Raw genomic sequence first — 24,163 nt, 5'->3', positions numbered from 1 at the left:
CAGTAGCGAAGTAAATGCAGTAGCGAAGTAAATGCAGTAGCGAAGTAAATGCAGTGCGAAGTGCCGCGAAGTAAATGCCGTAATACGGGGCTATAGCTCAGCTGGGAGAGCGCTTGCATGGCATGCAAGAGGTCAGCGGTTCGATCCCGCTTAGCTCCACCAGAATTCAGGAAGCATCGCAGTAAAAAAGATGCTTCCAAAGCGCAGAGAAGTTTGTTAGAATAGCGGACTAATCAGCGCGAGACGGAACGTGTTGAGAGACAAGTTTCTGTCCCCTTCGTCTAGAGGCCTAGGACATCACCCTTTCACGGTGAGTACAGGGGTTCGATCCCCTAGGGGACGCCATAACATCGGGCGTAATCAAATGCCTGAATATGCTGCGTCGAGCGAAGCTCGAGGTAGCAGCCGACTAAGGAGTGGTAGTTCAGTCGGTTAGAATACCGGCCTGTCACGCCGGGGGTCGCGGGTTCGAGTCCCGTCCACTCCGCCAAACTAAACCCACATGGTTAATGCCATGTGGGTTTTTTCTTTTGTACTTGGCTCAATATCAAATACCGGATCAGTGCCAATAGCGCGGGCCATTCACTCTCCATCCGGGCAGAGAGCCAATACCCGCCCAATAATGCTCAGTGCCGTTCCGCTGCACTGATACGCATGAAATACCGAACCAGGAAAAAGCCGGCCACTGCCAGGCTCGCGCTGTTGGCGATCCAGAAGCCGGAGGCGCCGCGCGTGAACGGGGGCAGGGTATCGATCAGCCCGAATCCCAGCACATACCCCCCACCAATTCCGATGCCCCACAACGAACCGGCGTAAATCAGCGTCGGAATCAGCGCAATTTTGTAGGCGCGCAGGATAAAGGCCGTCATGACCTGGACGGCATCAAAAGCCTGATAGAAGGCGATAAACAGCACCAGTGGCAGTGCCGCGGCCACGACAGCACCATCCTTCGTATAAGCGTGCAGCACAGTCTCCCTCAGCAGCCATAGCAGGCAGCCGGTCAACATGGCCAAGGCTGCTGCCAGGCAGATGCCGCGCCACGCGAGGCGGCTGGCGCCAGCCATGTCGCGCGCGCCAATCGACTGGGCAACCAGCGTCGAGGTGGCGATGGCCAGCGAAAGTGGCAGCATGTAGGCCACGGCACCCAGGTTGGCGATGATCTGGTGTCCGGCAAGCATGACGGTGCCCATGCGCGTGATGAAAATGGACATCAGCGTGAACGATGTGATCTCGATCAGGTAAGTCAGCCCCATCGGCACGCCCAGCCGCAACAGTGCCCGCAACTGTGTGGCCACGGGCCAGCTCCAGGCCGAGAAAATCTTCAGGGACCGATAGACCGCGCTGTAGCGCAGGATCAGTAGCCCCGCGATGCACCAGGTCCAGCTGATCAATGTCGAAGCGAGCGCGCAGCCGGGGCCGCCCATGGCCGGCACGCCGAAGCCACCGTTGATAAACCACGCATTGAGCGGCACCTTCAGGGCCAGGCCGACGATCTGCAGCATTGTCACCATGACCGGGCGCGACAGCGCATTGTTGAGCGCCGAATAGATGCGAAAGCCCAGCGCGGCGGGCAGGCCGAACGCGCCGATATGCAGATACTGGCTCGCCTTGCCGACCAATTCCGGTGGCGCCTTGGCGAAGGCAAGCAGCGGTTCCGGGAAGGCGAGCAGCAGGACGCCAGGGACGGATAGCGCCAACCCGAGCCACGCGGCTTGCCGGACTTCGCTGCCGATCTCGTCGCTGCGTCCCGCGCCATATAGCTGGCCGGCAATCGGCGCTAGCGCCTGCAGGACGCCCATCAGGCTGATGTAGACGGTGATATAGATCGAGCCGCCGAGGCCGACCGCTGCGAGGTCGCTGGCCGACGCGCGACCGGCCATGACCGTGTCCATGACGCCGAACGCTATAACGGCTAGCTGGCCAACCAAAACTGGTGCGGCAAGATGGGCGATGCGCCGCAGATCGTGGAGCAGGTTCATGCCGGATTCATACGAGCGCGAGAGAGCGCATAAGTCAGCCGGCAGCGGCGGCGCGGCCGCCAGCCATGCCGCCGGCAGGAGGGTTCAGGGTTACTGGGGCAGACGGCGCCGCGGCAGTTCAGGGCGTGTGTGCGTGGCGTGCGAAGTATCGACCAGGCGATACATCCGGAAACGTTCGTCACGGTCGGCCGGGCGGCGGCCTTCCCAGATCAGCCGCCATTCGAAATGCGAGATCTTGCTCGGCTCGCCGTAATCGGCGCTGTCGTGCCGCAGCAGGATGTCGCAGCCATCCTCGGGGCCACCGAAGCGGAAATGTCCAAAGTAGGCGAACGAAGCGAGCTGCGCATTGCCCATGCGGATCGGCTGCACGCATTCATAGGTCGACGGCAGCGCCATGGACGCGGCTTCGACGACATCACGGTAAGTCTTGCCGTAATTGATCGACGGCAGCCACAGCGTCATGGCCATGACCCACATCAGCGTGGTGCCGGCTGCGGAAATCACGACGGGGCGCCAGATCTGCTTGGGCGCGCGCGACAGGCGCCAGCGTACCACCAGCACCCACGCCACCGTCGCGAGCAGCGCGAAGATGACCGCGGAAAGCGTGAAGTGGTGCTGGAAGCCGGGCAACTGCCGGAACACGTTGCGGGCGATGCGCGGCGGCCATCCTGTCGTCTTGGCGATCCACAGGAACCACACCGTGCCGCCGAAGATGGTGAAGAACAGCAGGGCGAACCAGTCGATCGCGTTGATCACGCCGCGCGCGAGCGTCGGCAGCGCAAAGGCACCGAGAATCGCCATCGGCGGCAGCAGCAGGATGAATTGCACGTCGCTGGCGTTGGTCTGCAGGAACAGCAACACCAGTGTCGGCAACAACAGTGCGAGCGGCAGCGCCACATGCGGGGCGCGGCGCATGCCGGCCCAGGCAACCCAGGCCCAGCCTGCGATCGGCCAGACCGGCCACGCATACAGGAACAAGTTGCGCATGTTGAAGCCGAAGGTCTGCATGTTCGGCGCGCCGTAGCTGCGGCGGTCATAGCGTGCCCACTCGCGGATGTAGCTCACCGCTTCAGTCCGGTCTGCCACGCTGAAATAGGCAGCCGCCAACCACGCCGCGACGATCACGAGCGCCATGGGCAGGCCAATCGCGGCCAGGCGCCGCCAGGAGAGCTGAGCGCAGATCGCCGCGCAGACCGCGCCCGCAAGCAGCAAGGCCAGCGGCAGGATGGGGCCGCTGGCGAGCGTCAGGGCCCCGAGGCCAATGCCGAACAACAGGCTGCCCTGCACGGGCTTGTCCAGGCTGCGGACCAGCGCGTACAGGATCATCGCGATCAGCGCGACCTGGCCGACCTGGGCGGTCGTTTCATGGCCGCGGACAGCCAGGCCGACACAGGCCAGGAACACGAGCAGCGCACCGTCGGCGAGCGTGCGGCCATAGTCGCGCGCGCTCGGTTGTCCGCCGAAGGCATAAGCAAAGGGCTGGACCTCGTCGCGGCGTCCGAGCAGGTAAGTCGTGTACCAGATAAAGGCGCAGGTGGCGAAGAAGCACAGCGCCGTGGCCAGGCGCGACGCATCGGGGGCGCCGAGCCAGCCGCCGAACAAGCGGATCATGGCGGCACCGATCCAGAACACCAGCGGCCCGTCTTCGGTGAACGGGCGCCCGGCGATGTTCGGCATCAGCCAGTCATGCACGCCGCCCGTTGCAAGCTGCCACATCACGCCGAACCCGGCCGCATCCTCGTTCTTCCATGGGTCGCGGTCGAACAGGCCGGTCAGCCCGTAGATGAGACAGATGGCCAGCAGCAGGACGCGGGGCAGCGCACCGGTTGCGGCGGCAGTCAACTGGACGGGGGAAGTCTTGGCTTCACGCATCGGCGGGTCGGGTCAGCAATGCGGCGCGAGCCGCTGCCGCAAGCGAAACGGCGGCGCTATTGTCATGACAGAGGGTAAAAATGCAAAGAGGCAGCCGCGGCTGCCTCTTTTGCGGGTTTGCACGGTACCGGAACATCCGTCCCCAGGCACCACGCAAACGGAAGTTCGCCGGAGCGATTACTTCGCAACCTTGCCCAGCTTGCTGCCGAACTTCTGGCGGAACTTCTCGACGCGGCCGGCCGTGTCCATGATCTTCTGGGTGCCGGTGTAGAACGGGTGCGATTCCGACGAGACTTCGATCTTGGCCAGCGGGTATTCCTTGCCGTCCTTCACGATCGTGTCTTTGGTCTGGATGGTCGAACGCGTAATGAAGCTGAAGTCGCAGGACATGTCCTGGAACACGACTTCGCGGTAATTCGGGTGGATGCCTTCTTTCATGGTGATTCCTTACTGGTTGGGTAGCCAGTCCGCTGCGCGCTGCCGGCACAATGCCGCGGCGGCCAACGAACCACTTGCCGATTACGGGCAAACCGGAATTATGGCAGAAAAACAATGGCTTGGGGAAGCGCAACCACAATTCGCGGCCGACCGTCTCCTGCTCGTCGGCGCTGGCTATGCGGAAGTTCCAGCCGGGTCCTGCCGGAAGAACGTTGCGAGGCATTGGTACACCACCGGCCAGTGGCGCTTCAGGCCCACGGGCTCGACAAAAAATGCTTCGGCCGTCACTGCAAAGAACTCGCTCGGTGCCTCGCAGCCGTACGGGTCGATCAGCCGCAAGGCGGCCGGCAAGCGCTCGGGGTGTTCCCAGGCTTCGACCGGATGCCGGTCCCAGGTCTCCGCGAAACGGTCGTATTCAGTCAGGAATGTCTCGGCCCACGCTTCGGCATCGACGCCAGGGTGCAACACCCGCGAGAACGGCGGCACGCCGTCCGGCTCGCCGTCGAGCATGTCGAGCTTGTGGGCGAATTCATGGATGACAACGTTGTACGTGTCTGCGGGAACGTCGTGCTCGGTATCGAGCCCCCCGCCTGGGGATTCGACGTCGGGCCAGGACAGGATGACCGGGCCGTGTTCCCAGGCTTCGCCGCTCGCCTCTTCGACGATGCCATGCACGAGACCGATCTCGTCTTCCACCGTACGCCGGATGATGAATTCGCCCGGGTACAGCACGATGCCATGCCAGCCGCGATACCACTCGATGCCAAGCCGGAGGATGGGAACGCATGCCTGCACGGCGACACTGACGACCATGTCGTCGCTCAGCGGCAGTTCGTGCGCGGTCGAATATTCCTTTTCGGCGATGAAGAGCGTGGCGAGTTCACGCAGTGCACGCCGATCATCTTCCGGGTAGCGCTGGACGAACGGCAGTGCCGACACGGTGTGGTCCCACAGCGCATCGGGAATCGCGTAGTGCTCCAGCTTGCGGGCTTTCGAGCGGGTGCGCAGGAATTGGGTCAGTTTGCCGAGCATGGTGCTAGGGGGCAACGTTGCCGCGGGCCACACGACAAAAAACAAAAAGGCGTGCCGCGGCACGCCTTTTGTTCGCAGGGCGAAGATGCCGAGGCTTAGCCGCCTCTGCGCATCATATCGAAAAACTCTGCGTTGTTCTTCGTCGCTTTCATCTTGTCCAGGATGAATTCCATCGCCTGCACTTCGTCCATGTCCGAGATGAACTTGCGCAGGATCCAGATCTTCTGGAGGATGTCCGGCTTGATCAGCAGTTCTTCGCGGCGCGTGCTGGACTTGTTCAGGTTGATCGACGGATAGACACGCTTTTCGGCGAGTCGGCGTTCCAGGTGCACTTCCATATTGCCGGTGCCCTTGAACTCTTCGTAGATCACGTCATCCATGCGACTGCCGGTTTCGATTAGCGCGGTGGCGATGATGGTCAGCGAACCCCCTTCTTCCAGGTTACGCGCGGCACCGAAGAAACGCTTCGGGCGTTGCAGCGCGTTGGCGTCGACACCACCGGTCAGCACCTTGCCGGAGGCCGGCACCACGGTGTTGTAGGCGCGGGCCAGACGCGTAATGGAGTCCAGCAGGATCACCACGTCGCGCTTCAGTTCGACCAGGCGCTTGGCCTTCTCGATCACCATTTCGGCCACCTGGACGTGGCGGATGGCCGGTTCGTCGAACGTGGAGGCGACCACTTCGCCGCGCACCGAGCGCTGCATTTCGGTCACTTCTTCCGGGCGCTCGTCGATCAGCAGCACGAACAGGTCGGCTTCCGGATGATTGTTGGCAATGGCGTGCGCAATATGCTGCAGCATCACGGTCTTGCCGGACTTCGGCGAGGCCACTAGCAGTGCGCGCTGGCCGCGGCCAATCGGCGCGATCATGTCGATGATCCGGCCGGTGATGTTTTCTTCCGCCTTGATGTCGCGTTCGAGCTGGAGCGGCCGGTTCGGATGCAGCGGCGTCAGGTTCTCGAACATGATGCGGTTCTTGACCGCTTCCGGCGGATTGCCGTTGACCTTGTCGACCTTGACCAGTGCGAAGTAGCGCTCGCCGTCCTTCGGCGTGCGGACTTCACCTTCGATCGAATCGCCGGTATGCAGGTTGAAGCGGCGGATCTGCGACGGGCTGATATAGATATCGTCCGTGCTGGCCAGGTACGACGTTTCCGGCGAGCGCAGGAAACCGAAGCCGTCTGGCAAAACTTCCAGGGTGCCGTCTCCGTAGATGGTTTCGCCCATCTTGGCGCGCTTCTTCAGGATCGCAAACATGAGTTCCTGTTTGCGCATCCGCTGTGCGTTGTCGATCTCGAGCGTTGCCGCCATTTCGAGAAGCGCAGACACGTGAAGCGATTTGAGTTCTGTCAGGTGCATAGACAAAGGGTACAGAAGGCCCGGACGGGCGAGACCTAGAGGGAAGGGGGAAGAAATGAGCGAACGCTCGGGGAAGTTGTTGGTGGCATCTTAGCACAATCCGACCGGCGCGCCAGGACGTGGCGCACGCACATCGGATCGTGGGAAACCCGGAGCCCGCGTCGTCAGGGCTCCGGCAGGCAATCGCTTACAGGTTGCCGTCGAGGAACGCCGTCAGTTGCGACTTGGACAGTGCGCCGACCTTCTGGGCCGCCACCGCGCCGTTCTTGAACAGGATCAGCGTCGGGATGCCGCGGATGCCAAACTTGGCCGGCACTTGCTGGTTCTCATCGACGTTGATCTTGGCGATCTGCAGCTTGTCGCCATAGTCCTTGGCCACTTCGTCCAGGATCGGGGCGATCATCTTGCACGGGCCGCACCATTCCGCCCAGAAGTCGAGCAGGACCGGCTTGTCGGACTGGAGGACGTCGGCATCGAACGAGGCGTCGCTCACATACTTGATTTGTTCACTCATGGCGGAAAACCTCTGGTTTCGCTCAGTTTGTCAATGGCTGGGAATGGCCGAACCGTTACCTTACACGAGAATCCCCGAATTCGCCTGAGGCACTCCGGCGGGATTCGGCAGGGCCTCGGTCGCCTCTGTTTCGCGGATATGGTACCAGTTTGCGGATTTTCAAGCGCCCGTCTGCAAGGGGCTCAAAACCTTCCGGAAAATCGTCGGCGTGGGGATATTCTGCCTTGAATCCCGCATTTACATGAATGCTTGTTTCAATGATGCCAAGAGATTCCGTCAATCGTAGATGTGATTCATACGGCATATGTCAGAATCGACAGCTGGCGCCGGATTTGCCCGCATATGTGCCTGATGCGCAGGCCGCACGCGTAGAATGGAAGGGCAGCACTTCCTGCGCGCCATGCGCCATCGACAAGGCCATCGACATGACTCCCGATTCCCGCAAGCCCACAGAGCCCGACGCCGGACAGCCGTCCCCGGATGTGGAACACCTGAGCGACGCGCTGGATCACATCAGCAGCGCGGTCGAGACCAACAGCATTGCCAGCGGCGCAGCCAAGGGGCTGGTGTACAGCATCATCGAGACCCTTGGCACGCTGGTCGGCGACCCGGATCTGCCCGAACACGCCCGTTCTGGCTACGAAGGCCTGCTGGAAACCGCTCGCGAAATCCGCGCGCGGATCGAAGGCGGCCCGCACTGAGCCAGCCCGTACCCGACCGCGCAGATCCCGGGCTTTTGTACAGAGCCGCCGCCGACATTTGCGGCGGGGACCATGGGGATTTTGTTGTTTTTGCCATTGCCGTTGTTTTTTCCTTCGTTGTCGTATCCCTTTTCTCCACGCAGGCCGCGTAGCACGCGGCAGGTGCGCCCATGACGCCGCTGCGCTTTCGTCCCGGCCCGGATTTCCTCGACCAGGCAGCTGCGGCTGCCTGGTTTTTCCTTGACCGCTGCGGTGTGTCCGAAGCGGGCGCGCACGTGATCGTTCCCACGGCGGCGCAGATCCCCGGCGTACGCATGGCGCTCGATGCTGCAGCGCGCGCCGCCGGCCAGCCGCGGCTGCTGCCGCGCGTGCTCACGCTCGGCCACTGGCTGCTCGACCTGCCGCCTGAAGGCGCGCCGGTGCGCAGCCATGCCGCGAGGCTGCTGGCCGTGCAGCAGGCCGTGCGCGCGCAGGACTGGCTCAGGCGATCGTTTGGCGCCCAGACGGAATCTGCCGCGTGGGGCCTCGCGCAGACGCTGCTGTCGATCTGCGACGAACTCAATACGCGCTGGCTCGAAGACGTCGCCGTGAGCGACGGCGAAGCCATGGATGGCACTGACCGCGCGGCGCTGCTGCAGGGGGCGCTCGAACGTACCTATGCGCACCTGTCCGAGCGGATGCTGGGCGAGGAGTCGCGCATCGTGCTCGCGTTCTGGCAGGCGCTGTCGGGACCCGACGATCCGCTGCCATCGCGCCGGCGTGCGCTGCGCCGGCTCGCGCAGCAACTGTCCGGGCCGGTCGTATGGATCGCCCCGACGCCGCCGACGCCTATCGAAGGCGCCTTCCTGCGTGATGCCGACGAGCTCGTGCCAGTGCTGGAGATCGGCTACGACTGGTCTGGCGCCGCCGAAGCCCAAGAGCCGGGCTGGTATGACACTCTGATCTCGCTGTGGCCCGAGGCACGGATCTCCGATGCCGCCGACGCCCCGGCATTCACGCCAGCGTTGCCCACATTGCCCGAAGGGCGCCCGGCTATCCGCGTCATCGGTACCGCCCGTTTCGAGGATGAAGCGGCCGCTGCGGCGGACCAGCTCGTGCAATGGCTCAACGCCGGGCGCCGCAATATCGCGCTGGTCGCACACGACCGCGTCGTGGCCAGGCGCGTGCGTGCTTTGCTGGCGCGCGCCGGTGCACCGGTGCGGGACGAGACCGGCTGGAAGCTGTCGACCACGCGTGCGGCCGCGGCACTGATGCGCTGGTTCGACCTGCTCGTGCGCGATGGCGACACCGCCGCGCTGCTCGACTTGCTGAAAAGTCCGTTCTGCCTGCCCGATTTCCCGGACCGCGGTGCCGCCATCGCGCTGATCGAGCGCCAGGTCCGCCGCGACAATGTCAGTGGCGGTTGGGACCGGCTGCGCCATCTGCCGCGCGCATTGCCCGCTGCGTTGGCCGACGCCGATGCTGACGACACCGAAATCAAGCGCGCCGAGGCAGTGCGCCGCAGTGCGGGCGAGCTGCTCACCATCCTTGCTGACGAGGCGGCACGCTGGCCGCGTGGCCTCGCGCAGCATCCGTTGTCGATGTGGCTCGGTTGCCTGGACGGCACGCTTGACGCGCTCGGCATGCGCGCCGCGCTCGCTGCCGATGAAGCCGGTCGGCAATTGCTCGATGCACTCGCGCGCTTGCAGGACTTGCCTTCGGATGAAACCAGTTCGCACGCCACGCTGAGCCAGGCCGAGTTCCGCGCGATGCTGTCGGCCTTGCTGGAGTCCGTGGCGTACAAGGAGCCATCGGCGGCAAGCGCGGCGCGCATCACCATCTTGCCGCTGAACGGCGCACGCATGCGCCGTTTCGACGGCGTGGTGGTGGTGGGCTGCGATGACGCGCAACTGCCGTCGAGTGCTGCGGAACTGATGTTCTTTTCCAACCAGATGCGCCGCGAACTGCAGCTCGAGGACCGCGAGTCACGCTTTGCGCAGCAGGCGCGCGACCTAGCCGAAGTCCTGCTTAACAACGACGACGTGGTGCTGACCTGGCAGCGCCTGGGCGGCCGCGGCGAGCCCAAGCACGTATCCGGCTGGATCGAGCGCCTTTCCGCATGCTGCGCGCGCGCTGGTGTCGCCATTGAAGCCAGCATGGCACCGCTGGTTCATCAGACCTTCGCCGAAACGCAGGGCATGCCCGCACCGGCAGCACCCCAGCTGGTGCCGGCACGCTGGAGCGCGCAGGCCTACAACATGCTGCGGCGCTGCCCGTATCAATTCTTCGCCGGCCGCATGCTGGGCCTGGCCGGGCTTGACGCTGTCAGCGATGATCTCGAGAAACGCGATATCGGCGAGCTGCTGCACCGCGTGCTGCTGCGCTACCATCGCGAACTGCTGGCGCGCCGTGAGCGCGGCGAGACGGTGCCGGAGGCGGAGCGCCTTGACCGGCTGCGCGAAATCTCGGACGACGTCTTTGGCGCACTGATGGCCGAGGACGGCAATGCCATCGGTTACTACCGGCGTTGGTGTGAAGTCCTGCCGTCCTACGTGACCTGGCAGACCGAGCGCGAAGCGCAAGGATGGTTCTGGCGGGGCGGCGAAATCGACGCCGGCGTGGACCTGCCCATGCCGGACGGCAAGCCGATCCGTTTGAACGGGCGCATCGACCGGCTCGACCAGGGGCCGGGCGGCGCGCATGCCGTGCTCGACTACAAGACGCAGAGCGCCGCGCGCCTCAAGCGCAAGACCAGCGAGGTCGAGGAGGACTGCCAGCTGCCGTTCTATGGCCTGTTGCGCGCGGATGCGGTCGGCGGAAGCTGGGTGGCGCTGGAGGGCGTGCGCGACGGCGCCGCCAGCCTGCAGCGCGAAGTCGACCTGCCTGATTTCGACGCCGCCGTTGCGTGGCTCGAGCGGCAGTTGCGCGACGACGTCATGCGCCTGCGCGAAGGCGCGCGGCTGCCGGCGTTCGGCGACGCATCCGCCTGTATGTATTGCAGTGCCCGCGGCCTGTGTCGCAAGGGCTTTTGGGAATCCACCGCCGTGCCAGCGCTGACAACATGACAGTTCACGCCTACCTGCGCGACGGCCAGCCGGTGGCCGAGGCCGATTTTACCCGCGCCGCTTGCGATCCCGCCAGTTCCGTCGTGGTTGAGGCCTGCGCCGGCAGCGGAAAGACCTGGCTGCTCGTGGCACGTCTGGTGCGCCTGCTGCTGGCCGGCGCCGCCCCGCACGAAATTCTGGCGATTACCTTCACGCGCAAGGCCGCGGAGGAAATGCGCGAGCGTCTGCTGGAAGTGCTCGCACAACTCGCGCGCGACAGCGACGAGGCCGTGGTCGAAGCGCTTGTCATGCGTGGCATGACCGCGCAGGCCGCCCATGAATCGCTGCCGCGCGCGCGTCGCCTGCACGCTCAGGTACTCGCCGCGCCGGGCCGCATGGCCATCGACACGTTTCACGGCTGGTTCGGCACGCTGCTGCGCGGCGCGCCGCTCGCCTCAGGTGTCGTGCCGGGCGCTTCGTTGCGCGAAGATGCGCTGCGCATGAAGCGTGAAGCCTGGGCGCCAGTCTGGCGCGCGCTGGCGACGCCGAAGTACGCCGAACTCAGGCAGGCTTATGAAGCGCTGGTCGATGCGGTCGGCGAATTCCAGGCGCGCGGCCTGCTTGATGCGATGTTCCACGCGCGCAGCGAATGGTGGGCCATGCGCGAAGGCGGCGATCCGGCCGAGGCCCTGGCCGAGTGCCTCGGAGAAGATGCGCAGGGCGAGGTGCTTGTGCAGGCCCTGTGCGATGAAGTCTCGCTGGAGCGGTGCCAGTCGCTGGCATCGCGGCTCGGTACGGCTGGCAAGACAGAGCAGACCCATGCGGGCCGCATCCAGGATGCGTTGATCGCCATCGGCAATTGGCGCGAAGCCGGCGCGGTGTCCGGCAAGCCATGCGAGCAGGCGTTTGCGCTGCTGCGCACAGCGTTCTTCACGGCGGCGGGCAGTGCGCGCTCGCTACGCCGGACCAGCGCGCTGGTCAAGTCGGCCGGCGGGGAATCGCAGGCGGATGCACTGTTGGCCGAGCACGGCGAGTTGTGCGCGATGCTCGAAGAGATCAGCGCCAGACGCTGCGAAGCCGCGGTGCTGGCTGTCAATCTTGCGCTCTACCGGCTGGGCAATGCGCTGCTGGAACGCTACCAGCAGTACAAGAGCGAGCAGCGCGCGATGGATTTCGCCGACCTCGAATGGCAGGCCGCCTGCCTGATGGCGGACGAGGAAACCGCCACCTATCTGCAGGTGCGTCTCGACGCGCGCTACCGCCATCTGCTGCTCGACGAATTCCAGGACACGAACCCGCTGCAGTGGCGCATCCTGCAAGGCTGGCTTGCCGGGTACGCAGGTCTTGGCGAGCGCCCGACGGTGTTCCTGGTAGGGGACCCGAAGCAGTCGATCTACCGGTTCCGCCGTGCCGACGCGCGCCTGTTTGGCGCGGCCAGCACCATGCTGCAAGCGGAGTTCGGCGCTACTGTGCTGCGCACCAATCGCACGCGGCGCAATCGCGCGGAAGTGCTCGCATGGGTCAATGCGGTGTTTGACTCTGCGCGTGCTGAGGGGCGATATCCGCTCTACGAAACGCAGACCACGGCGCTGCCGGAAGGGGGCGGGCCGGTCTGGTTGCTGCCTCTCGTGGAGGCCGAGGACAAAGGAGATGAGGCGCTCGCCAACGCATCGGAATCGGCAGATGACGCTACATCCGAAGTCGGCCACCGCGACACGCTGCTGCAACCGCGGCGGCAGGAGGGCGATTCGCTGCGCCTCGAAGAAGGCCGGCGCGTAGCGGCATGGCTGCGGCACATCCATGACACTGTCCCCGTGCACGAAGGCGGCGAACAGCGGCCAGCGCGCTGGAGCGACATGCACCTGCTGGTCCGGCGCAAAACCCATCTGGCCGACTACGAACGCGCGTTGCGCGAGGCCGGCATCCCGTGCCTGAGCCCGCGCCGCGGCGGCCTGCTGGCTACGCTGGAGGCGCTCGATCTGTCGGCGCTGCTGGCATTCCTGATGACGCCCGAGTCGGACCTGGACCTCGCCCACGTGCTCAAGAGCCCGCTGGTTGGCGCCACGGACGATGACCTGATCGCGCTGTCGCAGCTGGAAGGCGAGCGCGGCTGGTGGACGCGCATTGAGGCGAGCGGTGTTCCGGCATCATGCTCGGACGCCGTGCGCGATGGCGTGGCGCGGCTGCGGCATTGGTTGCGGCTCGCGCCGCACCAGCCCGTGCACGATCTTATCGACCAGATTTTCCACGGCGGCGAAGTGCGACGGCGCTATGCCGAGGCCGCGCCGCCAGACATCCGCGAGCAGGTGCTGGCGAACCTCGATGCCTTCCTGAAACTGTCGCTGGATCTCGACGGCGGCCGTTATCCGAGCCTGCCGAAGTTCATCGACGAGTTGCAGGAAATCCGACGCGGCGACGAGCAGGAGAGCCCGGATGAAGGCGGCATGGCCGAAGATGCCGAGCCAACTGATGAGGATCCTTCGCAGGCCGGGCTCGATGCGGTGCATATCCTGACCGTCCATGCCGCCAAGGGCCTGGAGGCCCCGTTCGTCGTGCTGCTGGACGCGAACCATAGCGATCCCGCACCGGATCGCGGCGGCATCCTGATCGACTGGTCGCCGGAATCGCGGGTGCCGCGGCATTTTTCCGCATATGGCAAGCGCAGCGAGCGCGGGCTGGCCCGAGCGCCGCTGTTCGAAGCCGAGGCCGCGCTGGGCGAGCGGGAGAACTGGAATCTGCTTTACGTGGCGATGACGCGGGCCCAGCAAGGCCTGCTCGTCAGCGGCGTCAAGGGGCGCGCCAGCCGCAATGCCGAGGCGGAGTCGGGCAGCGAGATTTCGGGAAGCTGGTATGTCAGGCTGCAGGCGGCCGGCGTAGGCGCGGCCGTGGCCGATCGTCCTCCGGTGGAAGCGGGCAACGTGCCAGCGGTTTCCCGCGCGAGCGAGCCCGTGCGCTTCACGGATTTCCGCTTGCGCTATCGCGATGCGGCTGACGTGGCACGGTTTGCCGAAGATGCGGACGACTTGGACGCGCCGCTGCTTGAGACATCGGGTGACGAGACCGAAGGCATCGTCTTCAATGCCGCCGCGGCGCGCCACGGGGAACTGATCCACGCGTTGCTGGAGCGGATTACACGCTATCCGGACGCGTTTGATGCCGTGCCGGACGTGGAAACCGTGCTGCGCTGGTTTCCGCTTGCGGGCGCTGGCTCGCCAGGCGCGAAGCAGGCATGGCAGGCGCAGATCGAAGAGGCGGTGGAGGCGGTGCGCACGATGCTGTCGGCCGAGGCGCTTTTCCCGCTGCTACGGAGCGCCGACGCAGTGTCCGCGCGCAATGAGGTCGAACTGTACGATGGCCGCGGCCGCCTGTTGCGTATCGACCGGCTGGTGGAGTTCGACGACAGGGTCGTCATCATCGACTACAAGCTGCGTTTGCTGCCGCAGGAACATGCCGCTTACCGCAGCCAGCTCATGCGCTACGTGGTGGCCGTGACGCCGATGTTCCGCGGCAAGCGCGTGGACGCTGGGGTGGTCACGGCGAAGGGGGAATGGATCCCCGTCGAAGCGCTGTCCGTGCCGGCAGCGGAGCCAGTGCAGGGTTCGCTGTTCTGAAAGCAGAGCCGGGCGCGTCCTCCCATCTCGCCGGAATCGGTGCAGAATGGCGAGGACGGCGCCCGTGGCGTTGCTGTACTACAGTGACGGGATGCCCTGCGTGGACGAACGCACGACGTATCGACGACGTATCGGAAAGGCCTGAGAAAAGTAGGGGATTTTTTTGCCGGACAGCCCGTGAAGCCGGACCGAGGCAGGGGGAAGCGGAAGGAATGAGGTGGACGAGCCTGGCCCTCGGCACTGGTGGAAAACGGCTATGGCTGCTTCGTTCCCGACCTGACCAGGTTGACCGCGCCACCATGCGAGGAGGCCCGTCCGACCGCTATTGTACCCCAGAGTGGCGCACTGCGTCGAACTTGCATCGGATTGATCTTGCGCAGGCGCGTTTGCCTGCCGTGGCTGGAGCATACCGGCTGCCCAATCGGACATGAATGGTGAGCCAAGACATGAACGCAAACGACCAGATCCTGCGCGGCGCGCTGGCGCCGCAGGAAATCTCGACCGAAGTCCTGCTGGAGAAATACGCCAAAGGCGAGGAGCAGAGCGTCACGGACGTGCGCAAGCGCGTGGCGCGCGCACTCGCGCAGGCCGAGACGGAGGATCAGCGCGAAGGCTGGACCGCGCGTTTTCTTTGGGCGCAGGAGAGCGGTTTTGTGCCGGCTGGGCGCATCAACTCGGCCGCGGGCACCGGCATCCAGGCCACGCTGATCAATTGCTTTGTGCAGCCCGTGGGCGATTCGGTGTCGGAGCCGCGCGGTGGCAGGCCCAGTATCTATACGGCGGTCGCGCAGGCAGCCGAAACCATGCGGCGCGGCGGCGGCGTCGGCTATGACTTCTCGGCCATCCGGCCGGCCGGTGCGCTGGTGCGCGCGACGCATTCGCGCGCTTCGGGCCCAGTGTCGTTCATGAAGGTGTTCGACGCGTCGTGCGCGACGGTCGAGTCGGCCGGCGCACGGCGCGGCGCGCAGATGGGCGTGCTGCGTTGCGACCACCCCGATATCGAGAGCTTTATTCACGCCAAGGACAAGGGCGATCTCAGCAACTTCAATATTTCGATCGGCGTTACTGACGAGTTCATGCGCGCGGTCGAGCGTGACGAGGAAGTCGAACTCGTGCACGAGGCCGAGCCCGGTGCCGACCTGATCGCCGGCGGCGCCTACCGGCGCGACGACGGCCAGTGGGTCTACCGGCGCATGCCTGCCCGCCTGCTCTGGGATCAGGTCATGCATGCGACCTACGACCATGCCGAGCCCGGCATCCTGTTCCTGTCCCGCATCAACGCCGACAACAACCTCTATTACTGCGAGACCATCGAAGCGACCAATCCGTGTGCCGAGCAGCCGCTGCCGCCATACGGTTGCTGCTGCCTGGGCTCGATCGACCTGACGCGCTTCGTGCGGCAGCCGTTCACGCCGGACAGCGATTTCGACTTCGACGCGTTCGCGGAAGTCGTCCGGGTGTCCACGCGCATGCTGGACAACGTGCTCGACGTGACCTTCTGGCCGCTGCCCGAGCAACAGGCTGAAGCGCAGGCCAAGCGCCGCGTGGGGCTGGGTTTTCTGGGCCTGGGCAGCGCGCTCGTGATGCTTGGCCTGCGCTACGACAGCGAGCCGGCGCGGGTGGTGGCCGCTCGCATCGCCGAACGCATGCGGGATGAGGCGTACCTTGCATCGACGGAGTTGGCTGCGGAGAAGGGCGCTTTCCCGTTGTTCGACGCCGATGCCTATTTGCAAAGCGGTTTTGCGAGCCGGCTGCCCGAGCCTGTGCGCCAGGCGATTATGCGCAATGGCCTGCGCAACTCGCACCTGCTGTCGATCGCGCCAACCGGCACCATCACGCTGGCCTTTGCCGACAACGCTTCGAATGGCATCGAACCGGCGTTCTCGTGGACGTACCAGCGCAAGAAGCGCATGCCGGACAACACGTACCGCACGTACGAAGTGGCCGACCACGCATGGCGGCGCTACCGTCACACGGGTGCGGACATGAACAAGTTGCCGGATGCCTTCGTCACGGCGCTGCAGATGTCGGCGCTGGACCATATGCGCATGCTGCAGGCCGTGCAGCCGTATATCGATACCAGCATCAGCAAGACCGTCAACGTGCCGGAGGATTACCCGTACGAGGCGTTCCGGAACCTCTATCTGGAGGCTTGGAAGGCCGGGCTCAAGGGGCTGGCGACCTATCGGCCCAATAGCGTGCTCGGTGCAGTGTTGTCGGTCAGTGTGCCGGCTGTCGCGGCCTCCTCGACGGCGACGACCGTTGACGACCCGTTGGTGCGGCCGTATGGCAGCCGCCCCGTGGGCGACCTCGAAGGGGTGACTTCCAAGCTCGACTACATGACCTACGAGGGGCACAAGACCGTCTACCTGACCGTGAACTTCATACGGGTCAGCGGCATGGTGGACGGCAAGCCGGTCGAGATCGAGCGGCCGATCGAGTTCTTCATGCCGGCCGGGCAGCGCAGCGAGGGGCAGCAGTGGATCACGTCGACCATGCGCCTGTTGTCCATGGTGGCGCGCTCCGGCGGCTCGGTGGCGAAGGCGCTGGCCGACATGCGCAATGTCGTATGGGACAAGGGCACGGTCCGCTACGGTACGCTGGCGCGGCAGGACGGCACCGAGGTGCCGCGTTTCCATGATTCCGAGGTGGCGGCCATCGGCTATGCGCTCCAGCGCATCCTGATCAAGCGCGGCTTTCTTGATGCCGAAGGTATCCAGGTGCCGGTGGCCGAACTGGCAGCGCGCCTGGCCCGCCGCGAGAATGGCGCCGCCGGGGCGGAGAGCGGGAAGGGCAACACGGTCGCCGCTGCCCCTGTCAACCCGGCCCTCGGCACCGGAAAACCATGCCCGGAGTGTGGCGCGCACGCCCTGCACAAGGTGGACGGCTGCGCCAAGTGCGCCAACTGCGGATACGTGGGCGAGTGCGGCTGACCGTGCCCGGCGCTAGCCCAGTCGGCGCCAAGGCTGGCGGGGGCGGCGGTTGCCGTGGCGGCCGCCGTCGCGGCCCCGCCTTTTGCTACAATCGCCGGCATGAGTTATCAAGTTCTAGCGCGCAAATGGCGCCCCAGGGATTTCACCACGCTGGTCGGCCAGGAGCACGTGGTCCGCGCGCTCACGCACGCGCTGGAACAGCAACGGCTCCACCACGCCTACCTGTTCACCGGCACGCGCGGGGTCGGCAAGACCACGCTGTCCCGGATCCTGGCCAAGGCCCTCAACTGTACCGGTGCTGACGGCAACGGCGGCATCACGGCGCAGCCGTGCGGCCAGTGCAAGGCATGCACCGAAATCGATAGCGGCCGCTTCGTCGACTATATCGAGATGGACGCGGCCTCGAACCGCGGCGTCGACGAAATGGCGCAGCTGCTGGACAAGGCGGTGTACGCGCCGACGGCGGGGCGCTTCAAGGTCTACATGATCGATGAAGTGCACATGCTGACCAACCACGCCTTCAACGCGATGCTGAAGACGCTGGAGGAGCCGCCCGGCCACGTCAAGTTCATCCTGGCCACGACCGACCCGCAGAAGATTCCGGTCACGGTGTTGTCGCGCTGCCTGCAGTTCAATCTCAAGCAGATGCCGCCCGCGCAGATCGTGTCCCACCTGGACAATATCCTCGGGCAGGAAGGCATCGGCCATGACGGCAATGCGCTGCGGCTGCTGGCCCAGGCGGCCCACGGCTCGATGCGCGACGCGCTGTCGCTGACCGACCAGGCCATTGCCTACAGCGCCGGCGAGGTGTCCGAGGAAGCCGTGCGCGGCATGCTCGGCGCAATCGACCAGGGTTATCTCGTGCAATTGCTCGACGCGCTGGCAGCCGAGGACGGCGCCGCGCTGATCGGCATTGCCGACGCCATGGCCGACCGCAGCCTGTCGTTCGCCGGCGCGCTGCAGGACCTTGGCTCGCTGCTGCACAAGATCGCACTGGCCCAGGCCGTACCGGCTTCGGTGCAGGACGAATGGCCGGAAGCTGGCGATGTGCGCCGTCTGGCGGGCGTGTTCGATGCGCAGGAAGTCCAGCTCTTCTACCAGATCGCGAACCTTGGCCGCAGCGAGTTGGCGCTGGCGCCTGACGAGTACGCTGGTTTCACCATGACGCTGCTGCGTATGCTGGCGTTCCGCCCGTCGTCGACGCCGGAACCGCTGCCTGCATCAGCGCCGGGGCAGGGCGGTGGCGCTACGCCGCGTGCCCGTACTGTGGCAGCGTCCGCGCCGGTCGTGGCTGAACCCGTGGCGCGCTACGCGGAATCTGCTGCGTCGCCGACGCCTGCCCCTGCGCCCGCTCCGGCAGCGCAGGCCCCTGCGGTGGCTGCGCCGGCCAGGCAGGACGCTGGTGGGGATGCACCGATGTCGCCTGCCCGGGCCGCCCTCGCGGCAGCGCGGCAGGCTTCTGCCGCTCGCGGCGGTGGTAGTGGTAGCGGCCGGGCGCTTGCCGCGGCGCCGATGTCGACCCCGGCAGGCGGTGCCGCACGCCAGCCGGCCCAGCCGCTGCGCGCGCCGGCACCCGCCGCCGCCGCGTCGCGCCCTGCGCCTGCGCCCACGGCAAGGCCGGTGCCGCCGGCCGCAGCGCCTGCACCGGCCCGCAAGCCCGCCCCGCAAGCCGAAAGTGCCCCGCCGTGGGAGGCGTCGGGCGGCAGCGACATCCCTCCGTGGGAAGACCTGCCTCCTGACCTGCCGGTCTTTGGCCCCTATGACAACGAGCCCGTGAGCCTGCCGACGAAGGCAGCAGCGCCGGCGCGCGCGTCGAAGCCGGAAGCTCCGGCCCCCGAGGCGCCCCGCCCGCGGCCTGTGGCAAAGGCTGTTCCGCCGCGTCCGCCCGCAGCTGCGGAAGACGGTACGCCGCCGGTGTTCACGGGGGAGTGGCCTACGCTGGCCGCCAACCTGCCGCTCAAGGGCCTGCCGCAGCAGTTGGCCTACCAGAGCGAACTGACCCAGGTGGTCGGGCGTACCTTCAACCTGCGTATTCCAGTTGCGGCGCTCGGCGAAAACGGCGTTGCCGAGCGCCTGCAGCAAGTGCTGTCGGACCACTTCGGTGTGCCGGTGCGCGTGCAGTGCGAAATCGGCGCGGTCTCCGAGACGGCCGCCGCGGCCGATGCGCAGGCCCGTGCCGAGCGCCAGCGCGAGGCGGAGGCCAATATCGAAGCCGACCCGTTCGTGCAAGGCCTGCTGCGTGACTTTGGCGGCCAGATCGTGCCGGGCTCGATCCAGCCGCGCGTGGCCTGAATTTTCCGGGCCGCGCGGGGCGCGGCCTTCCAACCGCTTTCTATCGAATCCAGGAGCATTCCATCATGATGAAAGGTCAACTGGCCGGGCTGATGAAGCAAGCCCAGCAAATGCAGGAAAACATGAAGAAGATGCAGGAGCAGCTCGCCCAGATCGAGGTCGAGGGCCAGTCCGGCGCCGGCCTCGTGAAGGTGGTCATGACCTGCAAGAACGACGTGAAGCGCGTCACCATCGATCCGAGCCTGCTTGCCGACGACAAGGATCTGCTCGAAGACCTGGTTGCCGCCGCGTTCAACGACGCCGTGCGCAAGGCCGAGGCGACCACGCAGGAAAAGATGGGCTCGATGACCTCGGGCCTGCCGCTGCCCCCGGGCTTCAAGCTGCCGTTCTGAGGCACGCCGACGGCATGATCAAGACGCGCGCAATGTCCATGCGGTACGTGGGAGGGCGGCCGTGAAGGCTGCGCCGCCCACCTCGCTGCAGGCGCTGATCGAGGCGCTGCGGGTGCTGCCCGGCGTGGGTCCGAAGTCCGCCCAGCGCATGGCCTACCACCTGCTGCAACACGACCGCGAGGGCGCGCGCAAACTCGGCGATGCACTGCGCGGGGCGGCTGACCATATCCGCCATTGCGCGCGCTGCAATACGTTCACCGAGCAGGAAATCTGTGAGACCTGCCTCGATGACCGGCGCGACGGTTCGATCCTGTGTGTGGTGGAAACCCCGGCGGACCAGATCATGATCGAGCAGACGCTGACCTATCGCGGCAAGTATTTCGTGCTGATGGGCCGGCTGTCGCCGCTTGACGGCATCGGCCCGAAGGAAATCCATCTGGACCGCCTGCTCGCGCGAGCCACCGATACGGAGATGGGCGGGCCGGTGGGCGAAGTCATCGTCGCGACCAATTTCACCAGCGAAGGCGAGGCCACCGCGCACTACATCGGCGAGATGCTCAAGGCGCGCGGCCTCAAGGTATCGCGCCTGGCACGCGGCGTGCCGGTCGGTGGCGAACTCGAGTACGTCGATGCCGGCACCATTGCCCGCGCGGTGATGGACCGCCGCAATCTCTGAGGCTGGCGCACTCCGCATCATGACCTGCTCCGAACTGCCTCTCGCTAACCGACTCCTGCACTGCCCGCAATGAACCTGGCCCGCTTCGATCTTGTCACGCTCGGCTTGTTCGTGGCCGTCGTCCGGCAGGGCAGCATTTCGGCGGGAGCGAGGCAGTCGCACCTGGCCGTGGCCGCCGCAAGCAAGCGCATTTCGGATCTGGAAGCAGCAGTGGGCGCCCCGCTGTTTTTCCGTCATGCCGCGGGCGTGCAGCTGACCGAAGCCGGGCAGGCCTGCTACCACCATGCGCTGACGATCCTACAGGACGTGGAGCGCATGGCCGGGGTGATGTCCGACTATGCAAGCGGCGTGCGCGGCCAGGTGCGCGTCTGCGCCAATACCTCCGCCATCACGCAGTTTCTGCCTGACGACCTGGCGGTTTTCATGCGGCTGCATCCGACCATTCGCATCGAGCTCGAAGAGCAGAACAGCAGCGACATCGTCGCGGCGCTGGTCGAGAATCGCGCCGACGTCGGCATCTTTGCCGATCGCACGCCGTGCGCGGGCCTGGTGACCGTGGAGTACCGCCAGGATGAACTGGTCATGGTCACGCCGCCGGGCCACCCCTTGTCCGAGCGTGGGCCGGTGCGCTACGCCGACACCCTCGAATTCGACTTTGTCAGCCTGCCGCAGGTGACTTCCCTTGCCGCGCGCCTGCTCGAGGAAAGCAGCCGGCTGGACCGCCCGTTCCGGCTGCGCATCCAGGTGCGCAGCTTTGACGCCATGTGCCGCATGGTGATGGCCGGCCTTGGCGTGGGCGTGCTGCCGCGCATCGCGGCCGAACCGCATGTGAAGTCGATGGGACTATCGCTGGTGTCGCTGCAGGATGCCTGGGCGAAGCGCTCGCTGCTGATCGGCATGCGCGACCCGGCCGGCCTGACGGTTTCGGCGCGGCTGCTCATTTCACATCTTTGCGGCGACCGCGCGCCGTTCTAATCACATCTGCAAGCCGCAGGCCTTTCGCATTCGGAGAAAGCCCGCTTCACCGATTGCCGATTCCGGCCAGCCCGCCGCTGGGGCAAACTCCGTCGAAACGCAAACACGCCCGCAACGCTCAGCGGGCCGCACCGTACGGAGACAACCATGGCGCAACAGATTCTCGAGGGCATCCGCGTCCTCGAACTCGGGCAACTGATTGCCGGCCCTTTTGCCGCCAAGACCCTGGCCGACTTCGGCGCCCACGTGGTCAAGATCGAGCCGCCGGGCCTGGGCGATCCGCTGCGCAAATGGCGCATGCTGCATGAGGGCACATCGGTCTGGTGGGAAGCGCAGTCGCGCAATAAAGAATCAGTCTGCATCGACCTGCGCCAGCCCGAAGGCCAGGCGCTGGTGCGCAAGCTGGCCGCCGAAGCCGATGTGCTGATCGAGAATTTCCGCCCCGGCACCATGGAAAAGTGGGGCCTCGGTTGGGACGTGCTGCACGCCGACAATCCGCGCCTGATCATGCTGCGTGTGTCTGGCTATGGCCAGACGGGCCCGAAGAAGGACGAACCGGGGTTTGCCGCCGTGGCCGAAGCCATGGCCGGCCTGCGCCACCTGACCGGCGAGCCGGGCCGGGCTCCCGTACGTGCCGGCCTGTCGCTGGGCGACACGATCGCCGGACTGCACGGTGCGATGGGCGTGCTGCTGGCCCTCTACCAGCGCGATGCGCGTGGCGGGGAAGGGCAGGTCATCGACGTGGCGCTGTACGAGTCGCTGTTCAATCTCAGTGAAAGCTTGCTGCCGGAATACTCGGCATTCGGCGCGGTGCGCCAGCCAGCCGGCGGCGCGCTGCCCGGCATTGCGCCATCGAACGCGTATCCGTGCCAGAGCGGCGAGTATGTACTGGTGGCGGCCAACGGCGATGCCATCTTCAAGCGCATGATGCATGCGATCGGCCGCGCCGACCTGGCCGAGGACCCGGCGCTCGCGCAGAACGATGGCCGTGTGAAGCGTGTCGAGGAAATCGATGCCGCGATCGCTGCCTGGACCAGCACGCAAAGCGTGGAAGCTGTGCTCGCCGTGCTGCGCGAGGCCGAGGTACCGTCTGGGCGCATCTACACCGTCAAGGACATCGCTGAAGACCCGCACTACCGTGCGCGTGGCGTGATCGAATCCGTCACGTCGGCCGGCGGCCTGACCGTGGAAGTGCCCGGCATCATGCCGAAACTGTCGGGCAGTCCCGGCGCGATCCATGACCGCGCGCCGACACTGGGCGAGCACACCGACACGGTGCTGGAACAGGCAGGGTTTGACGCGGCAGCCATCGCCGATCTGCGCGCACGCAAGGTAATCGCATGAGCGCCGCCGAATTCAACTCCCCGGCCTTGCGCGGCCCAGCCCGTATCGAGATTAACGAAGTGTCGCCTCGCGACGGCCTGCAGATCGAGCCGGTCGTGGTGCCTACCGATGCCAAGGTCGCCTTTGTCGATGCGCTGTCCGCCTGTGGCTTCGCGCGCATCGAAGCCACATCGTTCACATCGGCCAAGGCCATCCCGGCGCTTGCGGATGCCGAAGCGCTGATGCACCGCATGCATCGCCGGCCCGGCGTGCGCTATACCGCGCTGGTGCCGAACCTCCGTGGCCTGGAGCGCGCGCTTTCGTGCCGGCCCGATGAGGTCAACCTGGTGATGTCGGTCAGCGAAACCCACAACCGCGCGAACCTGCGCATGACGCGTGCACAATCGGAGGCGCAGTTGCTCGCGATGATCGCTGAGGCCCGCGCGGCCGGTGTGCCGGTCAACGTGTCGCTGTCGACGGTGTTCGGTTGTCCGTTCGAGGGCGAGGTGAGCACTGACGCCGTGATGGCATTGGCTCACAGCTTTGCGGAGGCCGGCGCGCAAGGCATCACGCTGTGCGATACCACCGGCATGGCTTTTCCGAACCAGGTCGCGCAGATGTGCGAGCAGTTCCAGCAACGCCTGCCGGATACGGGCCTGACCATTCATCTTCACAACACGCGCGGCATGGGTTTGGCGAATGCCGTGGCAGCCTGGGAAACCGGCGTCACACGCTTCGATGCCGCGGCCGGCGGCCTTGGTGGCTGCCCCTATGCGCCCGGTGCGAGCGGCAATGTCAGTACTGAGGAGCTCGTGCACATGTTTGCCTGCATGGGCGTGCAGACCGGCGTGGACCTGCCTGCGCTGCTCGATGTCGTCGCCGGCATTCCCGCGCTGGTGGAACGCGACATCGGCAGCCAACTGCTGCGCGCCGGCCCGCGCCTGCGCACGCATCAGCCGCCAGCCTGGCTGGCAGAGCATTTCGCCGGACAGGACTAGGTTCCTGAGGCATGCGCGCGCCGGGGCAAGCGGCGCGACGACAAAA

General features: G+C 65.8%; 16 protein-coding genes, 3 tRNA genes and 1 other RNA gene. 13 read left to right on the top strand and 7 right to left on the bottom strand.

Going from position 1 to position 24,163, the window contains the following annotated elements; translation table 11 throughout:
* Nucleotides 1-86: 86 nt before the first annotated feature.
* The 3 genes from ACIGJG_RS10965 to ACIGJG_RS10955 all read left to right on the top strand — a co-directional run bounded on the left by ACIGJG_RS10965 (nt 87) and on the right by ACIGJG_RS10955 (nt 490).
* A tRNA-Ala gene (locus ACIGJG_RS10965) sits at nt 87-162 on the top strand.
* A 108-nt stretch (nt 163-270) separates the two neighbouring features.
* Nucleotides 271-345 (top strand) — tRNA-Glu (locus tag ACIGJG_RS10960).
* A 68-nt stretch (nt 346-413) separates the two neighbouring features.
* A tRNA-Asp gene (locus tag ACIGJG_RS10955) sits at nt 414-490 on the top strand.
* Between the two features lie 136 nt (nt 491-626).
* Here ACIGJG_RS10955 and ACIGJG_RS10950 read toward each other — a convergent pair.
* From ACIGJG_RS10950 to trxA, 6 genes are all read right to left on the bottom strand, one after another.
* The gene (locus tag ACIGJG_RS10950) at nt 627-1,979 is read right to left on the bottom strand and encodes an MATE family efflux transporter (protein WP_011298281.1); all 1,353 of its coding nucleotides are present in this window, start codon (nt 1,977-1,979) and stop codon (nt 627-629) included.
* 90 nt (nt 1,980-2,069) lie between these two features.
* Entirely contained in the window at nt 2,070-3,851 is a 1,782-nt protein-coding gene (locus ACIGJG_RS10945; RefSeq protein WP_011298280.1) for an ArnT family glycosyltransferase, read from the bottom strand.
* Between the two features lie 177 nt (nt 3,852-4,028).
* Nucleotides 4,029-4,289 (bottom strand): type B 50S ribosomal protein L31, encoded by a 261-nt coding sequence (locus ACIGJG_RS10940; RefSeq protein WP_011298279.1) that lies wholly within the window; start codon nt 4,287-4,289, stop codon nt 4,029-4,031.
* 174 nt (nt 4,290-4,463) lie between these two features.
* Nucleotides 4,464-5,321, bottom strand: a complete 858-nt coding sequence (locus tag ACIGJG_RS10935; protein WP_220630891.1) for a M90 family metallopeptidase — start codon at nt 5,319-5,321, stop codon at nt 4,464-4,466.
* 95 nt (nt 5,322-5,416) lie between these two features.
* Entirely contained in the window at nt 5,417-6,679 is a 1,263-nt protein-coding gene (rho, locus tag ACIGJG_RS10930) for a transcription termination factor Rho (RefSeq protein ID WP_011298277.1), read from the bottom strand.
* Between the two features lie 187 nt (nt 6,680-6,866).
* Nucleotides 6,867-7,193: a thioredoxin TrxA gene (gene trxA, locus ACIGJG_RS10925; RefSeq protein ID WP_010814265.1), complete on the bottom strand. Its 327-nt coding sequence runs from the start codon at nt 7,191-7,193 to the stop codon at nt 6,867-6,869.
* Between the two features lie 425 nt (nt 7,194-7,618).
* On the opposite strand from trxA, the gene ACIGJG_RS10920 reads away from it, so the two are divergent.
* The 3 genes from ACIGJG_RS10920 (at nt 7,619) to ACIGJG_RS10910 (ending at nt 14,528) form a co-directional block, all read left to right on the top strand.
* A complete protein-coding gene (locus ACIGJG_RS10920) occupies nt 7,619-7,894 on the top strand; it encodes a hypothetical protein (protein WP_011298276.1) in 276 nt (91 codons plus the stop codon).
* Between the two features lie 170 nt (nt 7,895-8,064).
* A complete protein-coding gene (locus tag ACIGJG_RS10915; RefSeq protein WP_011298275.1) occupies nt 8,065-10,938 on the top strand; it encodes a PD-(D/E)XK nuclease family protein in 2,874 nt (957 codons plus the stop codon).
* Entirely contained in the window at nt 10,935-14,528 is a 3,594-nt protein-coding gene (locus ACIGJG_RS10910) for a UvrD-helicase domain-containing protein (protein WP_011298274.1), read from the top strand. The genes ACIGJG_RS10915 and ACIGJG_RS10910 overlap by 4 nt, the downstream gene beginning before the upstream one ends.
* 217 nt (nt 14,529-14,745) lie before the next feature.
* Here the strand turns inward: ACIGJG_RS10910 and ffs are convergent.
* An RNA gene (gene ffs / locus ACIGJG_RS10905) (signal recognition particle sRNA small type) lies at nt 14,746-14,844 on the bottom strand.
* 130 nt (nt 14,845-14,974) lie between these two features.
* Between ffs and ACIGJG_RS10900 the strand changes: the two genes are divergently transcribed.
* From ACIGJG_RS10900 to ACIGJG_RS10870, 7 genes are all read left to right on the top strand, one after another.
* Entirely contained in the window at nt 14,975-17,461 is a 2,487-nt protein-coding gene (locus ACIGJG_RS10900; RefSeq protein WP_011298273.1) for an adenosylcobalamin-dependent ribonucleoside-diphosphate reductase, read from the top strand.
* A gap of 99 nt (nt 17,462-17,560) precedes the next feature.
* Nucleotides 17,561-19,753: a DNA polymerase III subunit gamma/tau gene (locus tag ACIGJG_RS10895; protein WP_011298272.1), complete on the top strand. Its 2,193-nt coding sequence runs from the start codon at nt 17,561-17,563 to the stop codon at nt 19,751-19,753.
* Between the two features lie 65 nt (nt 19,754-19,818).
* A complete protein-coding gene (locus ACIGJG_RS10890; protein WP_008647477.1) occupies nt 19,819-20,145 on the top strand; it encodes a YbaB/EbfC family nucleoid-associated protein in 327 nt (108 codons plus the stop codon).
* Nucleotides 20,146-20,206: 61 nt separating this feature from the next.
* Nucleotides 20,207-20,821, top strand: a complete 615-nt coding sequence (gene recR, locus ACIGJG_RS10885) for a recombination mediator RecR (protein ID WP_011298271.1) — start codon at nt 20,207-20,209, stop codon at nt 20,819-20,821.
* Between the two features lie 69 nt (nt 20,822-20,890).
* Nucleotides 20,891-21,796, top strand: a complete 906-nt coding sequence (locus ACIGJG_RS10880) for a LysR family transcriptional regulator (RefSeq protein ID WP_011298270.1) — start codon at nt 20,891-20,893, stop codon at nt 21,794-21,796.
* Between the two features lie 147 nt (nt 21,797-21,943).
* Complete coding sequence (locus ACIGJG_RS10875; RefSeq protein WP_220630888.1) at nt 21,944-23,140, top strand: CaiB/BaiF CoA transferase family protein; 1,197 nt, start codon at nt 21,944-21,946, stop codon at nt 23,138-23,140.
* Nucleotides 23,137-24,117 carry a hydroxymethylglutaryl-CoA lyase gene (locus tag ACIGJG_RS10870; protein WP_011298268.1) on the top strand — a complete coding sequence of 327 codons (981 nt, stop codon included), beginning with the start codon at nt 23,137-23,139 and terminating at the stop codon, nt 24,115-24,117. The genes ACIGJG_RS10875 and ACIGJG_RS10870 overlap by 4 nt, the downstream gene beginning before the upstream one ends.
* The last annotated feature ends 46 nt before the right edge of the window (nt 24,118-24,163 follow it).

This window comes from Cupriavidus sp. C1SS-2L, from assembly GCF_057073735.1.
Note: the sequence above shows the minus strand (reverse complement) of the source record. Positions and strands in the feature narration are given on the sequence as shown.

What these genes read in the sequence shown, in the direction of transcription:
- ACIGJG_RS10910 (WP_011298274.1), top strand. Translation starts at nt 10,935, where the DNA reads ATGACAGTTCACGCCTACCTGCGCGACGGCCAGCCGGTGGCCGAGGCC.
- ACIGJG_RS10915 (WP_011298275.1), top strand. Translation starts at nt 8,065, where the DNA reads ATGACGCCGCTGCGCTTTCGTCCCGGCCCGGATTTCCTCGACCAGGCA.
- ACIGJG_RS10890 (WP_008647477.1), top strand. Translation starts at nt 19,819, where the DNA reads ATGATGAAAGGTCAACTGGCCGGGCTGATGAAGCAAGCCCAGCAAATG.
- ACIGJG_RS10900 (WP_011298273.1), top strand. Translation starts at nt 14,975, where the DNA reads ATGAACGCAAACGACCAGATCCTGCGCGGCGCGCTGGCGCCGCAGGAA.
- ACIGJG_RS10935 (WP_220630891.1), bottom strand. Translation starts at nt 5,321, where the DNA reads ATGCTCGGCAAACTGACCCAATTCCTGCGCACCCGCTCGAAAGCCCGC.
- ACIGJG_RS10870 (WP_011298268.1), top strand. Translation starts at nt 23,137, where the DNA reads ATGAGCGCCGCCGAATTCAACTCCCCGGCCTTGCGCGGCCCAGCCCGT.
- ACIGJG_RS10940 (WP_011298279.1), bottom strand. Translation starts at nt 4,289, where the DNA reads ATGAAAGAAGGCATCCACCCGAATTACCGCGAAGTCGTGTTCCAGGAC.
- ACIGJG_RS10920 (WP_011298276.1), top strand. Translation starts at nt 7,619, where the DNA reads ATGACTCCCGATTCCCGCAAGCCCACAGAGCCCGACGCCGGACAGCCG.
- rho (WP_011298277.1), bottom strand. Translation starts at nt 6,679, where the DNA reads ATGCACCTGACAGAACTCAAATCGCTTCACGTGTCTGCGCTTCTCGAA.
- ACIGJG_RS10895 (WP_011298272.1), top strand. Translation starts at nt 17,561, where the DNA reads ATGAGTTATCAAGTTCTAGCGCGCAAATGGCGCCCCAGGGATTTCACC.
- ACIGJG_RS10880 (WP_011298270.1), top strand. Translation starts at nt 20,891, where the DNA reads ATGAACCTGGCCCGCTTCGATCTTGTCACGCTCGGCTTGTTCGTGGCC.
- trxA (WP_010814265.1), bottom strand. Translation starts at nt 7,193, where the DNA reads ATGAGTGAACAAATCAAGTATGTGAGCGACGCCTCGTTCGATGCCGAC.
- ACIGJG_RS10875 (WP_220630888.1), top strand. Translation starts at nt 21,944, where the DNA reads ATGGCGCAACAGATTCTCGAGGGCATCCGCGTCCTCGAACTCGGGCAA.
- ACIGJG_RS10945 (WP_011298280.1), bottom strand. Translation starts at nt 3,851, where the DNA reads ATGCGTGAAGCCAAGACTTCCCCCGTCCAGTTGACTGCCGCCGCAACC.
- ACIGJG_RS10950 (WP_011298281.1), bottom strand. Translation starts at nt 1,979, where the DNA reads ATGAACCTGCTCCACGATCTGCGGCGCATCGCCCATCTTGCCGCACCA.